11 protein-coding genes are annotated in these 13,112 nt (G+C 73.0%); 6 read left to right on the top strand and 5 right to left on the bottom strand.

Annotated elements, in window-relative coordinates; all coding sequences use genetic code 11:
• Window positions 1-38: 38 nt before the first annotated feature.
• Complete coding sequence (locus AB852_RS16900; protein ID WP_073788941.1) at window positions 39-950, top strand: NAD(P)-dependent oxidoreductase; 912 nt, start codon at window positions 39-41, stop codon at window positions 948-950.
• Between the two features lie 372 nt (window positions 951-1,322).
• Here the strand turns inward: AB852_RS16900 and AB852_RS16895 are convergent, their stop codons facing one another.
• Window positions 1,323-2,777 carry an NAD-dependent succinate-semialdehyde dehydrogenase gene (locus tag AB852_RS16895; protein WP_073788939.1) on the bottom strand — a complete coding sequence of 485 codons (1,455 nt, stop codon included), beginning with the start codon at window positions 2,775-2,777 and terminating at the stop codon, window positions 1,323-1,325.
• Between the two features lie 817 nt (window positions 2,778-3,594).
• On the opposite strand from AB852_RS16895, the gene AB852_RS39825 reads away from it, so the two are divergent.
• Genes AB852_RS39825 through AB852_RS16885 form a run of 3 tightly spaced genes read left to right on the top strand, consistent with a single transcriptional unit; the run spans window position 3,595 to window position 5,151 of the window.
• On the top strand, window positions 3,595-3,753 hold the full coding sequence (locus AB852_RS39825; RefSeq protein WP_178391037.1) for a hypothetical protein: 159 nt from the start codon (window positions 3,595-3,597) through the stop codon (window positions 3,751-3,753).
• Window positions 3,750-4,325 carry a sigma-70 family RNA polymerase sigma factor gene (locus AB852_RS16890; protein WP_241561863.1) on the top strand — a complete coding sequence of 192 codons (576 nt, stop codon included), beginning with the start codon at window positions 3,750-3,752 and terminating at the stop codon, window positions 4,323-4,325. Before AB852_RS39825 ends, AB852_RS16890 begins: the two co-directional genes overlap by 4 nt.
• Entirely contained in the window at window positions 4,318-5,151 is an 834-nt protein-coding gene (locus AB852_RS16885) for a hypothetical protein (RefSeq protein ID WP_073788937.1), read from the top strand. The genes AB852_RS16890 and AB852_RS16885 overlap by 8 nt, the downstream gene beginning before the upstream one ends.
• A gap of 199 nt (window positions 5,152-5,350) precedes the next feature.
• Here the strand turns inward: AB852_RS16885 and AB852_RS16880 are convergent, their stop codons facing one another.
• Window positions 5,351-6,343, bottom strand: coding sequence for a zinc-binding dehydrogenase (locus tag AB852_RS16880; protein WP_245876804.1), 993 nt, complete (start codon window positions 6,341-6,343; stop codon window positions 5,351-5,353).
• A 125-nt stretch (window positions 6,344-6,468) separates the two neighbouring features.
• The gene (locus AB852_RS16875) at window positions 6,469-7,053 is read right to left on the bottom strand and encodes a TetR/AcrR family transcriptional regulator (protein ID WP_073788932.1); all 585 of its coding nucleotides are present in this window, start codon (window positions 7,051-7,053) and stop codon (window positions 6,469-6,471) included.
• A gap of 120 nt (window positions 7,054-7,173) precedes the next feature.
• Between AB852_RS16875 and AB852_RS16870 the strand changes: the two genes are divergently transcribed.
• Entirely contained in the window at window positions 7,174-7,614 is a 441-nt protein-coding gene (locus AB852_RS16870) for a VOC family protein (RefSeq protein WP_073788929.1), read from the top strand.
• A 142-nt stretch (window positions 7,615-7,756) separates the two neighbouring features.
• On the opposite strand, the gene AB852_RS16865 is transcribed toward AB852_RS16870, so the two are convergent.
• Both AB852_RS16865 and AB852_RS16860 read right to left on the bottom strand, forming a co-directional pair.
• Complete coding sequence (locus AB852_RS16865) at window positions 7,757-9,682, bottom strand: ABC transporter ATP-binding protein (protein ID WP_073788927.1); 1,926 nt, start codon at window positions 9,680-9,682, stop codon at window positions 7,757-7,759.
• Window positions 9,679-11,562 carry an ABC transporter ATP-binding protein gene (locus tag AB852_RS16860; RefSeq protein ID WP_073788925.1) on the bottom strand — a complete coding sequence of 628 codons (1,884 nt, stop codon included), beginning with the start codon at window positions 11,560-11,562 and terminating at the stop codon, window positions 9,679-9,681. The genes AB852_RS16865 and AB852_RS16860 overlap by 4 nt, the downstream gene beginning before the upstream one ends.
• Window positions 11,563-12,348: 786 nt before the next feature.
• Between AB852_RS16860 and AB852_RS16855 the strand changes: the two genes are divergently transcribed.
• Entirely contained in the window at window positions 12,349-13,023 is a 675-nt protein-coding gene (locus tag AB852_RS16855) for a helix-turn-helix transcriptional regulator (protein WP_073788923.1), read from the top strand.
• Window positions 13,024-13,112 lie beyond the last annotated feature (89 nt).

Here is a 13,112-nt window from a genome sequence, read left to right as displayed (position 1 = left end):
ACACCCTCGAAACACCCCCTCGAAAGGCGAGAACAACCATGAGTGCATCCCGTAACGAGCGGCTCGGCTGGCTCGGCACCGGCCGGATGGGCACGGTCATGTCGGAGAGCCTGCTCGCGGGCGGTGCCGACCTCACGGTGTGGAACCGCACCGCGGCCAAGACCAAGCCGCTGGTCGACAAGGGCGCCAAGGCGGTCCCCGCCATCACCGGACTCACGGACGCCGACATCGTGTTCGTGATGGTGTCCGCGAGCCAGGACCTCATCGACGTCGTCACCGGCGAGGGCGGGCTGCTGAGCGCCGACAGGACCCCGTCGGTCATCGTCGACTGCTCGACCGTCTCCGCGGAGGCGTCCAGCGAGGTCCGCGCGGCCTGCCGGGCGGCCGGGGTCGACTTCCTCGCCTCGCCGATCAGCGGCAACCCGCACATGGTCGCGGACGGGATGGGCGCCATCGTCGCCTCCGGCCCCCGTGAGACCTACGACCGGGTGCTGCCGTACCTCCAGCTGATCGCCCCTACCGTGGTGCACGCGGGCCCGGAGGAGCAGAGCCGGCTGGTGAAGATCTGTCACAACCTGATGCTGGGCATGATCACCCAGGCGCTGGTGGAGGTCACCACCCTCGCGGAGAAGGGCGGGGTGCCGCGCGGCGCGTTCATCGACTTCCTGAACGGCTCGGTGCTCGGCTCCACCTTCATCAAGCACAAGGGCCGCGCCCTGGTGGAGCGGGACTACACGCCCACCTTCAACAACAAGATGCTCCGCAAGGACTTCGACCTGGGTCTGGGCGCCGCCCGTCATCTGGAGGTGCCGATGCCGGTGAGCAGCATGGTCCACCAGCTGATCCAGACGGCGATCGGCCACGGCTTCGCCGAGGAGGACTACGCGGCGCTGTTCGAGGTCGAGGCGCGGGCGGCCGGGATGCGTTCCGGGGACGACTCCACCCGATGAGACGTCCGGGGGCCGCCGGACGAACCCCGGTGCGGCGGCCCCCGGCGCGGGGGTCCGGGCCGGGCCCCTGAGTCCACCCCGGTCCGGACCCCTGATTTCCGACCCCGCCGTGCGCGAGCCGACGCCCTGTCCTGCGAGGGCCCGCGCACGGCGGTTCCGTGCTGTCCGGACGCGGTCCGAAGGGCCGTACGTGTGGCGTGCCGCGGGCCGTACGCGTGTGCCTGCCGGGTGGCCGTACCCGTGTGTGCCGGGCGACCCGTGTGTGCCGGCCGACCCGTGCGTGTCGGCCGGGTCCCGGGAACGCCGAGGGCCCGTCGCCGGTGCGGCGACGGGCCCTCGGTACCGGTGGCGGACGGCTCACCGGTCAGCGGTTCACCAGTCGGTGGCGATGTACTTGGTCTCCGTGTACTCCAGGATGCCCTCGTGGCCGCCCTCCCGGCCGAGCCCGCTCTGCTTCACCCCGCCGAAGGGCGCCGCGGGGTCGGAGACGATGCCGCGGTTCAGTCCGACCATGCCGCTCTCCAGCGCGCCGCAGACGGCGAGTCCGCGCCGCAGATCGCGGGTGTAGACGTAGGAGACCAGCCCGTACTCGGTGTCGTTGGCCAGCCGGATCGCCTCGGCCTCGTCGCGGAACCGGACGATGGGGGCGACGGGGCCGAAGATCTCCTCCGTCAGCAGCGCCGACCCGGGGGCCACCTCGTCCAGCACGGTGGGCTCGTAGTAGTACCCGGTACGGTCCGGGGCGCGTCCGCCGGTGCGGACCCGGGCGCCGCGGGTGACGGCGTCCGCGACCAGTTCGGCGACCTTGTCCCTCGTCGCGGCGTTGACGAGCGGTCCGACCTCGGTGTCCTCCTCCAGGCCCGGCCCGACCCGCAGCGAGGCCATCGCGGCGGCGAAGCGGCTCGCGAACTCCTCGGCGACCGACTCATGGACGTAGAACCGGTTGGCGGCCGTGCACGCCTCGCCGCCGTTGCGCATCTTGGCGAGCATGGCGCCGCGTACCGCCGCGTCGAGGTCGGCGTCCGCGAGGACCAGGAAGGGCGCGTTGCCGCCGAGCTCCATGGAGGTGCTGAGCACCCGGTCCGCCGCGCTGTGCAGCAGCCGCCGGCCCACCTCCGTCGACCCGGTGAACGACAGCTTGCGTACGGCCGGGTGGTCGAGCATCGCGCCGACGACCCGGCCCGAGCGGTCGGCCGGCACCACGTTGACCACCCCGGCCGGGGCGCCCGCCTCGGCCAGCAGGGCGCCGACGGCGAGCGCGGTCAGCGGGGTGTCGCTCGCGGGCTTGAGGACGACGGAGCACCCGGCGGCCAGCGCGGGGCCGATCTTCCGGGTGGCCATCGCGGCGGGGTAGTTCCAGGGGGTCACCAGGACGGCCACCCCGATGGGCGCCCGGTCCACCACGATCCGGTACCCGCCCGCGGGGGCGTGCTGCACGGTCCCGGCGAGCCGGACCGCCTCCTCGGCGTACCAGCGGAAGAACTCGGCGGCGTAGGCCACTTCGGCGCGCGCGTCGGGCAGCGCCTTACCGTTCTCCGCGCTGATCAGGGTCGCGAAGTACTCGGCGCGCTCCGTCATCAGCTCGAAGGCGCGGCGCAGCACGGCGGACCGCTGCCGGGCCGGGGTCGCGGCCCAGCCGGGCAGCGCGCGGGCGGCGGCGTCGGCGGCGGCGCGGGCGTCGGACTCGTCGCCGGAGGCCACGGAGGCGATGCGCTCGGTGGTCGCCGGGTCGTGGACGTCGATCCGGCGGCCGTCGGAGGCGGGCCGCCAGACGCCGTCGACGAGCAGTTCGGTCGGGCAGAGGTCGAGGGCTTCGGCGAGTTTCATTGCGGGCTCCGGGGCTGGGTGGACGGGTGGGACGGCGGGACGGGCGGACCCGTCCACGGAGGGTGTGTCCCTTCGCTTCCATCGGTACATGGCTGAGCGGTAAGTGGCTAAGCCAATCGCCTCATAGTAGGTCCAGGGGGTCGGGGTGGTCGAGGGGTTACCGCACGTTCCGTGGGGGATTGGGGTCGGATGGTGCTGTCGGTGGTACTGGTGCGGGGGAAGTGGCTTGACCGATGGGCGGGAAGCCTCGTTCGCTGGGGCTCGGGTGCGGCCGGGTGGGGTGCCTCGGTGGGCGTGTGGAGGTCGGCGTCGGGGTGAGGTGGGCGGCGTGGCTCCCGGGGCTGGTCCGGGGCGGGTCGCGATGCGCGGGCCCGGCGCGCGGGCCGCCGCCCGAAGTTCTCGTGGCGTCCGGGTCCGCTCGCGCGGGGTCGTCGTCGCGCCGTCCCGGGGCAGCTCGCGTGGGGAGCTCCTCGCCCGCCGAGAAGCTTCCGCGCCGATGTGACCTGCGTCACCCGTCAAACCGCCACGGCTGTTTGCTCGCGTTGCGCAAACACCCCTCGATGGCCGGGGAGCCCGCCCGTCCGCTGGTGGGAACGGTGGACCGGACGGCCCGGGATGATCGAAGTTGCGGGGCAAACCCGTTGACGGGGCAACGAAGCGCCCGGAGCGCGGCATCCGGACGGCCGGGGGCACGATTGCCTTTGCACAGAACGACCGTTGAGATCAGTCCTGCATGGTGGAGCGCGCCGGGCGCACTCCCGGCGGCCACCCCGGGGCGGGCGGTAGCCGATCCGCAGCGAGAGGAACCGATCCTTTCATGAGCATGAGGCTTGCCGCAGACGTCATCATGGCGGCCGTCGCGGTCCGGGTACTCGGGCGCGACACCATCACCCTCCTCCGCAAAGCCGCGGCGGCCGGGGTGAAAGCGGGGTTCAGCGAGATCAGCCGCGACCGCGGCGGACCGGAGGGACGGTGAACCAGAACCACGGCGCCCGCACGCCCCGTCGTCTCACCCTGATGCCCCAGGCACCGCCGCTGGACTTCTCGGCGTTCCACCAGATGCACCGCCCCGCCTATCTCCGCTACGCCCGCGCCTTCCTGCGCAACCGCGCGGACGCGGAGGAGGCGGTCGACGCGGCCTTCGAGAAACTGCTGCGAAAATGGCCCCAGGTGCTGCGCAGCGACAGCCCCGACCGCTACGCCTGGGCCGTGCTGCGCAACCATGTCGCCGACCACAACCGGGGCCGCAGGCCCGAGACCCAGCCCCTCGACGAGGCCGCGTTCGACACCGTCGCGCTGCGGACCTCCAGCGACCCGATCGCCCAGCTGGAGGAGTCCCTCACCCTGATGCGGGCCGTCCGCCAGCTCCCCGACCGCCAGCAGGACGTGACCGTGCTGCGGTATCTCCTCGACCTGCCGGTCGACCGCATAGCCGACGAACTCGGGATCTCCCAGGCCGCCGTGCGCTCCACGGACCGGCACGCCCGGCGCAGGCTGCGGGAGATCCTCGGGCCGGACCGTTCCATGGAGGGACGCAACCGTGAATGACGACCTGCTGGACCGCCTCACCCGCGCCCGCCTGGTCGACGACGTGCCCTGCACCCGTGAGGACATCGCCGCCGCCGAGGCCCGGATCGCGGTACGCGGGGCCGGGCCGTGCGCACCCGCCCCCGGAGCCGAGGCCGGGTCCGGCCCGGCCCGGGACGACCGGCTGGTGGCGGCCGGTCAGCTGACCACCCTGTGCGAGACCGTGGTCACCCACGCGGCGCTGCACGGGCTGCGCAACTTCCTCACCCAGACCCTGCCGGAGCCGGACGGGGCGCTGCTGCTCGGCTGTCTGCTCCAGCTCAAGGCCGGTGACGAGGCCGCCCGTTTCTGGTGGCAGTACGCCGCGGGCGCGGGTGACCAGGCCGCCGTGTACTGCCTGTACCTCCACCATCTGTCGCTCGGCGAGGACGGTCCCGCGAGCTGGTGGTACGTCCAGCGTCCGGGCGCCCGCCTGACGGAGCCCTCGGCGGTCGGCGGGCCGAGGGGTCTGCTGACCGGCCTGCCCGAAGGCGTCCTCGACCTGGAGGCCGCCGACGCGAGTCTGACGACCACCCTGCGGGTACTGGGGGCCCTGCGCACCCGGGACGACTGGCGGGTCCCGGCGATGGTCTACGCGGTCATGGACTACATCCCGGCCGCGGTCGACTGGGTGGACGACGACGTCGAACTCCCGCTGCCCGAACCGGGGTTCACCGACCGCATCCGCAGTCTGACCGGCGAGGTGCCCAAACCCGACGCGCTGCGGGTGGCCTCGGGCCTGCCCGCCCGGCCGCTCACCCCCCGGGTGGCGATCGCGGAGGCCGCGCGGGGGCGCTGCGCGCGGTAGCCGGGGGCGGGTTCGGGGGCGTCGTCGTGACACCCGGGACCCGCCCGACAGCGCTGGGCGCGGTAGCCGCAGGTGGTTCGACGGGGAGACGGGGACGCCCGGGGGCCCGGTGCGGCGGCGCCCCGCGCGTTGACGGGACCGGCCCCCCCCCGGCCGTACGGGAGGACCTGTCCCGTCGGTCCATCACTCCGTCACTCCGTCAGTCCATGGTCAGCACCAGCTTGCCGAACTGGCTGCCCTCGGCCAGTTCGGCGAGGGCCTTCGCGCCCCCGTCCAGCGGGAAGGTCCGGTGCACCACCGGGCGCAGGCGGTGCTCGGCCACCAGCGCGAGCATCTCGCGGAACTCGGCGGCGCTGCCCATCGACGTGCCCACCACGCTGATCTGCCGGAAGAACAGCTCACGCAGCGACAGCGTGACCTCCTCGCCGGTCGTGGCGCCCAGGGTGACCAGCCGCCCGCCGGGGCGCAGTGCGGCCAGCGCGGAGCCGAAGGTCGCCGAGCCGATGCTGTCCACCACCAGGTCCACCGGCCGCTGAAGGGCGGCGGACCAGTCGGCGTCGCTGCGCAGGGTGTGGTCGGCGCCGGACTCCCGGGCGCGGCGCAGCTTGTCCTCGCTGCGGGAGGTGACGGTGACGGTGGCGCCGACCGCCTTGGCCATCGCGAGCGCGATCGTCGCCACGCCCCCGCCGATCCCGGGCAGCAGTACATGGTCCCCGGTCCGCAGCCCGCCACGGGTGAACAGCGCCCGGTAGGCCGTGACGGCGGACAGCGGCAGCGCCGCGGCCTCGGCCCAGTCCAGATGGGCGGGCTTGGGCAGGACGTTGTGCGCGGGGACGGCCACGTACTCGGCGAACGTGCCGTCGTCCGGGCCGCCGAGGATGCCGGGCACCTCGGGGACGTCCGACGGGTCCGCCCAGCCGAGCGTGGGGTCGATGATCACCTCGTCGCCCACGGTGAGCCCGTCCGGTCCGTCACCCTGGACGATCACCCCCGCGCCGTCCGCGCCGAGGACGAGCGGCGGATCGTGCGGCGACCGCCCGGCGGCCACGAACAGGTCGCGGTGGTTGAGCCCCGCCGCCCGCAGCCGGACCAGGACCTGCCCGGGGCCCGCCACCGCCATGTCGGCCTCGCCCACCCGTACCCCGGCGAGTCCGCCGGGTCCCGCGTGGACCACGGCCCTCATGCCTGCCATCCGCTCTCCCTCATCCGCTCCGGGGTGGCGCCGAAGGCGCGGACGCGCCGTACCGCCCCGGAGGGCGTCAACGCCGGTGAGGCGGGAGAACTTCCGTGATCCGGGCCACGTCCGGTGGCGGTCGCTCAGTTCCGCAGGCCCGCCAGCAGCCGGTCGAGGGCCCGTTCGGTGTCCGGGAGCGCTCCGGGTCCGTCCGTACGGGCCAGCCAGAGGGCGGCCTCGTTCATCGCGCCGGACAGCAGCCGGGCCAGGGGTTCCACCGGCTGGTCGGCGATGATCCCGGCCGTCACCAGGGACCCGAGGGCCTCGGCCAGATGACGTGCGGACGAGTCCTCGTCCATGGCCCGCCACTCGTCCCAGCCCAGCACGGTCGGCGCGTCCACCAGCACGATCCGCCGGACCGCCGGGTCGGCGCCCGCCGCCAGGAAGGCGCGGCAGCCCGCGCGCAGCTGCTCCCAGGGGTCGGGGTGCGCCATCGCCGCGTCCGCGACGCGTTCCCCGAGTTCGTGCTGGACCTCGGCGACCACCGCCCGGAACAGCCCGGCCTTGCTGGCGAAGTGGTGGTACGCGGCGCCCTTGGTGACCCCCACGGCCGCCGCCACCTCGGCGAGGACCACCGCGTGGTACCCGTCGGCCGCGAACCGCCGCCGCCCTTCCGTGAGCAGGGCCCGCCGGGTCGCCGCCCGCTGTTCCGCCCGGTTCACCGCCATCGCGGTACCGCCTTTCCCATTTTCGCGTACCCCGGGTATGTTAGCGCCGGACTTCACATACCCGAGGTATGTGAAATGGTGCGGCACGCCACGCGCACCCACGACGAAGGGACTTGAGTCATGAAGAACACGCTCGGCGGCTTCTACCCCGTCATCTGCACCCGTGACGTGGCCGCCTCCCGCGACTTCTACACCCGCCATCTGGGCTTCGCGGTGACGTTCGAGGCCGACTGGTACGTGAGCCTGCACCGCCCCGACGCCCCGCACTACGAACTCGCCCTGCTCGACCCCGACCACCCGACCGTCCCCGAGGGGTACCGCACCCCGGTCCGGGGCGGCCTCCTGCTCAACTTCGAGGTGGCCGACGTGGACGCCGAGCACCGGCGTCTGGTGGGCGGGGCGGGACTGACCGAGCTCCTGGCGCCGCGCACGGAGGAGTTCGGCCAGCGGCACTTCATCGTCGCCGCGCCCGACGGGGTGCTGATCGACGTGATCACGGTCGTCCCGGCGGAAGGCGAGTACGTCGGCCAGTACACCGAAGGCCACCTCCCGCAGGGCTGACCCGCCGGGCCGCGCGCGCCGCCCGGCCCCGCGCACACCGCCGGACCGCGTCGCACACCGCCGGACCGCGCACACCGCCGGGCAGGACGGACCAGGCCGGGCGGGACGGACTCGGCCGGGCGGGACGGACCCGGCCGGGAGCTCAGCCCTGGCGGGCGTCCACGGCCCCCTCCTCCCCGCGCGCCGCGTCCGTCGGCCCCGTGCCGTCGGCCGCCGTCGCCCGCCGTCCCCGTGGCGGAGGTCCCACCGGCACCGGCCGCAAGGGAGCCGGGAGGTCGGCGGGGTCGGTGTCGGGCCGCTGATGACGGAAGTACCGGTCGTACAGCAGGCTGTACGAGCCGTTCCGGGCGAGCAGCTCCGTATGGGTGCCCTGCTCGGTGATCCGGCCCCCGTCGACGACGGCGATCAGATCGGCCTTGCGGACCGTCGGCAGCCGGTGGGCGACGACGAGGGCGGTGCGGTCCGCCGTGAGGACGTCGAGTCCCTCCTGGATCTGTGCCTCGGTCAGCGGGTCGAGACTGGCCGTCGCCTCGTCCAGGACGAGGACGGGGGCGTCCTGGAGGAAGACCCGGGCCAGTGCGACGAGCTGCCGCTGTCCCGTCGAGAGGTTGCCCCCGCCCTCGTCGGTACGGGTGTCCAGCCCCTGGGGCAACCGGTCGACCCAGTCGCCGCCCGCCACCGCGCGGGCGGCGGCCTCGATCTCGCGCGGCCCGGCGCCGGGCCGGCCCCGCCCGATGTTCTCCGCCACGGTGCCGGAGAACAGGAACGGTGTCTGGGTGACCACCCCCAGATTGCGCCGGTATCCCGCCAGGTCCAGGGTCCGTACATCCTGCCCGTCGACGAGGAGTTCACCGCCCTGGAACTCGTAGGCGCGGGTGATCAGCCGCACCAGACTGGACTTCCCGGCGCCGGTGTGACCGACCAGCGCGACCGTCCGGCCCGCCGGGATCGTGAGATCGACCCCCTTGAGCACCGGGTGCCCGTCGGCGTAGGCGAAACGCACATCGCGCAGTTCGAACGCGCCCCGCAACCGGGTCACCGGGACCCGGCCGTGCCGGCGGACCGCCGGTTCCCGGTCGATCAGCGCGAACACCCGCTCGCCCGCAGCGAGGCCCTGCTGGAGCTGGTTCCAGAAGGCCGCGATGCTGGTGAGCGGCGACCAGAACAGCGCCAGGGCCTCCAGGAACAGCACCCACTCACCGGCCGACATCCCACCCGCCGCGACGGCCCGGCCGCCCACCAGGACCACGGCGACGGTACCGAGCCCGGTCAGCGAGAGGAGCAGCGGGAAGATCCCGCTGAACAACCGGTTCAGCCGGACGCTCGCCAGGTACCAGCGCCGGTCGACCTCCCGCAGCCCCGCCTCGGCCGATCCCTGCCGCTGGTGGTTGCGCGTCACGGCGACGCCCCGCAAGGTCTCCTGCACAAAGCCGTTCACCTCGGCCAGGGTCCGCTGCTGCCGCCGCGACGCTTCCCGAGCCGCCCGCCGGAAGCCGAGGCTCACCAGCACGATCATCCCGGCCACCAGCGCGGTCAGCAGCGCCAGCGGAACGTTGATGACGAAGAGGACCGCCATCACCAGCACGATCATCAGGACCTGGCCCAGCAGGGCCAGCACCAGGGCGGTGAGTGTCGCGAACGCCTGGGTGTCATGGGTGACCCGGCTGACCACCACCCCGGTGGGATGCGCGTCGTGGAACGCCATGTCCTGCCGCATCACCGTCCCGAACACCCGCTCCCGCAGGGCCAGCACCACATCCCCGACCAGCGTCGCGGTCCGGCGCTCCTGGAGATACGCGCACAGCCACGCCACGCTCCCCGCCGCGAGGATCGCCGCCACCAGCGCGGTCACCGGCCGCTCGCCGCCGTCGAGGGCGGAGTCCACGGTACGGGCCAGCAGCACCGGTACGGCACTGCCCGCGACCGCGGAGACGACCACGGCGCACGTCACGAACGCCACCGCCGCGCCCCGACCGTGGAAGTAGGGGGTGATCCGCCGGACCAGCTCCCGGTCGCCGTACCGGCGTTCGCGCTCCTCCGGCTGTGTGCCGTCCAGCGGATGCGTCATAGGTGGGTCCCCTTCCGCACGGACGGGCGGCGCGGGACGGCCGCCCGCCCCGGTTCGCCCGGATAGGGCGCGAAGATCCGGCGGTACAACGGGCAGCCGTCCAGCAGCTGTTCATGGCCGCCCTGGCCGACGATCCGCCCCCGGTCCATGACGAGGATGTGGTCGGCCGCCCGGACACGGGACAGCCGCGGCGTGATCAGGAACGTGGTGCGTCCCGCCGCGGCCTGCCGCATCGCGAGCTGGAGTTCGTGCTCGGTGACGCTGTCGACGGCGCTGGTCGCGTCGTCCACGGCGAGCACCCGGGGGTCGGCGACCAGCGCACGGGCGATGGCGAGCCGTTGGCGCTGCCCGCCGGACAGGGTGGCGCCGCGTTCACCGACCACCGTGTCGTAGCCGTGCTCGCTCGCCATGATGAAGTCGTGCGCCTGCGCGGTACGGGCCGCCGACTCCAGCCGGGAGCGGTCCGCGCCGGTGTCCGCCCCGGCGCTCAGGTTCTCGGCGATGGTCCGGGAGAAGAGGACCACGTCCTGCTCGACCACCGCGATCTGGGACCTGAGCGATCCGGTGTCCCACTCGGTGGTGGCGACCCCGTCCACCAGGACCCGTCCCCGGTCGGGGACGTAGGTGCGGTTCAGCAGACGCAGCACGGTGGACTTGCCGCTGCCGGTGGGCCCGACGACCGCCACGGTGGACCCGGGGGCCACCCGGAAGGAGACGTCCCGCAGTACGGGGACGCCGGGGTCGTACCCGAAGCTGACGTTCTCCATCACGATCTCACCGGCGACGGCCGCGCGGTGCGTGCCGCCGCGCTCGTCCTCGTCGTCCGGGTCGGCCACGACCTCCATGATGCGCCGGGCGCCCGCCGCGCCCAGGTGGATGAGCCCCATGCTGAACGACGCGAGCTGGGTGGGCGCGCGCAGCGTGCCCATCAGGCCGAGTACGGCGACGAGTTCACCGATGGTGAGAGCACCCGCCCGCAGCAGCGCCACCGAGTGCACCAGGGCACCCGCCGTGGCGAGGGTGAGCAACAGCGGTGGCAGGGAGAGCGCCTGGGCGCGCGCCTGGCGCACGGCGGCGTCCCGGTACTCCCGGGCGCGGGCGGCGAACCGGGCCCGCTCCTGCTCCACGCCCCCGGCCGACTCGACCACCTCGATCCCGGCGACGCTCTCGGTGACCTGGGCCGTCATCGAGCCGAAGCGCTCCCGGGTGAGATCGGAGACGGGTTCCAGCCGTCGCCCGTGCTCGAACAGGGCCACCGCGAACAGCACCACGAAGAGCACGGGGGAGAGCAGCAGCCGGGGATCGATCAGCGCGATGAAGGCGACCGGCATCAGGATGTTGAGGGTGAGGTCGACGGCCATGTCGAAGCCGGGGGAGACCATCAGGTTCAGCGACTCGGCGTCCCCCGTGGCGCGCGCGGACAGATCACCGACGCGCCGCCGGTCGAACCAGCCCTGGCTCTTGCGCAGCAGACCCGCGAACACCTGCCGACGGGCCTCGCGTTCCAGGCCGCTCGCGAACGACTCCAGGGAGTACGTGGCGACGACGCCGCTCACCCCCCGGACCACGACGAGCGCCAGCAGGACGGCGACCACGAGGTGGAAGGTGCCGAGGTCGGGGCGCTCGCCGCCGAGGACCGCGTCGAAGCCGAGACCGACGGTGAGCGGGATCGCGGCGGACAGCACCTGCCACATCAGGCTGCCCGCGAGATGGACGGCGATGACGAGCCGGAAGGGCCGCGTCTGTCCCAGCAGCCACCGGCCGACACCTTCCCGGCCGACACCCTCCCGTTCGCCGCGGCCGGGGGCCGGGCCCGCGGGCCCGGCCGGGTCCTCGCCGTCCGCGGATGTACCGGCGCTCATGGCTGTCCCGGTGCTCATCGGCACTCCTTCGCTGCCGCCGCGGCGGACGGGGGCCGCTCCTCGGCCGGATTCGTGTCCACAATATTGATGCCGTACGGAACATGTTTTTTGGTCATGGTCCATCGATTTCTGGTTCCGGTGTCCGCACGAATTTCCGGTGGCCCGAAAAGGCCCCGCCCGCCGCGTGCCGGGGTGCGGTGAGGCGGCTGCGGGGGCCGCCGCGGAGACATGGGTAAACCGCTCGCCGACCGGTCGCACAGGCGCGTCGGTCCGCGGATTCGGCGGGAATTCACACGCGGCGACGCGTGGCGAAACGATGTGTCCGGCCCTCGGCCGTCGAGGGTCGCCAAGGGTGACGGACCCGGTCAGGGGTGTGCGGATCACCTCGTGGGTAGGTACTCGGGTGCGTGTGGTCGGGGGATCGGGCGGCGACGAAATACATCGCCGGGGTGCCGCGGCAAGGAAAGTACTTGTTTTTCAAGGGAAACGAAAGCCTGTCCGGACGGGGCCGGAGTGTGGCGCTGGGTGAATATTCAACCAATATCGCGGAGGTGTTCGAAGTGCCCCATTGTTGCGGGCGTCATACGTAAGTCGTCGTGCCACCTTTGTGTGGTTGAGCGAAACGATCTGCCTGGGTACGGTGAGAGCTTGCCGTTGAACAGGTGTGGCCAATGCGCATGTTCGGCAACAAGGTGAACGGGGACGGCGGACACGCCTGAAACGCCACCCGGTCCGGCGGCAGTGCGGCCCCGCGAGAACGGCATATGTCTTTGACATATGTAGTACCAGTGAGGAGGAGTACGGGTGAGTCAGGTGCTGTGCGACACCCCCGCCCCGGGAGGGCAGCTCGTCGTGACCACCTTCGTCCGTGATGGTGTGCTGCGACTCGGCCTGCGAGCCGTGTTGTCGACGACCCCCATCGTCAGAGAGGTCAGGAACTGCGGTGACTGGAGCGAGGTGGAGAGCACGTTAGACACGACCCCTGTCGACATCCTCTTCCTGCACGAGGCCGACTACGGCCCCGGCAGGGGGGTGCCCGTCGACTGCCGGCGCCGGCGCCCGAAAGTACTGCTGCTGCTGAGCGACGCCCAGGTGCGCGAGGACCTGCTGTCCGGTCCGTCCGTCCCGGACGGCTTCCTGGTCGAGGGCGAACTGACCGCCTCCGCCGTCGAGGACGCCCTCCAGCGCACGATGGCCGGCGAGGTGCCCATGCCCACCTCCTTCACCAGGGCGCTCCTCCAGCGCGTCGCTGAGCCCGGACCGTCACGCTGGCGGCGTGAGGTGAGCCTCACCGGCCGCGAGGACGAAGTGGTGCGCTTGCTCGCCCAAGGTCTCAGCAACAAGCAGATAGCCCGTCGTCTGGGCATCTCCAGCCACGGCGTCAAGCGGATCGTGGCCAGTCTGCTCCTCAAGCTCGGCGCCCCCAACCGGACGGCCGCCGTGGTCACCGCGCTCCAGACAGGTCTCATCAGCTACTGAGGCCGCCCGGCGCGGGCGTGCCGACACGCCCGCCGCCGCCCGGCCCGCGACACCCGGCCCGGAAGCCCGCCCGCGACGCCCGGTACCCC

Source organism: Streptomyces uncialis (genome assembly GCF_001905345.1).
In the GTDB taxonomy this organism is placed as follows: domain Bacteria; phylum Actinomycetota; class Actinomycetes; order Streptomycetales; family Streptomycetaceae; genus Streptomyces; species Streptomyces uncialis.
Note: the sequence above shows the minus strand (reverse complement) of the source record. Positions and strands in the feature narration are given on the sequence as shown.

Bases quoted from the DNA above. Each gene is read 5' to 3' on its own strand.
- AB852_RS39825 (WP_178391037.1), top strand. From the start codon at position 3,595: ATGAGCATGAGGCTTGCCGCAGACGTCATCATGGCGGCCGTCGCGGTC.
- AB852_RS16900 (WP_073788941.1), top strand. From the start codon at position 39: ATGAGTGCATCCCGTAACGAGCGGCTCGGCTGGCTCGGCACCGGCCGG.
- AB852_RS16880 (WP_245876804.1), bottom strand. From the start codon at position 6,343: ATGGCAGGCATGAGGGCCGTGGTCCACGCGGGACCCGGCGGACTCGCC.
- AB852_RS16870 (WP_073788929.1), top strand. From the start codon at position 7,174: ATGAAGAACACGCTCGGCGGCTTCTACCCCGTCATCTGCACCCGTGAC.
- AB852_RS16860 (WP_073788925.1), bottom strand. From the start codon at position 11,562: ATGAGCACCGGGACAGCCATGAGCGCCGGTACATCCGCGGACGGCGAG.
- AB852_RS16895 (WP_073788939.1), bottom strand. From the start codon at position 2,777: ATGAAACTCGCCGAAGCCCTCGACCTCTGCCCGACCGAACTGCTCGTC.
- AB852_RS16875 (WP_073788932.1), bottom strand. From the start codon at position 7,053: ATGGCGGTGAACCGGGCGGAACAGCGGGCGGCGACCCGGCGGGCCCTG.
- AB852_RS16865 (WP_073788927.1), bottom strand. From the start codon at position 9,682: ATGACGCATCCGCTGGACGGCACACAGCCGGAGGAGCGCGAACGCCGG.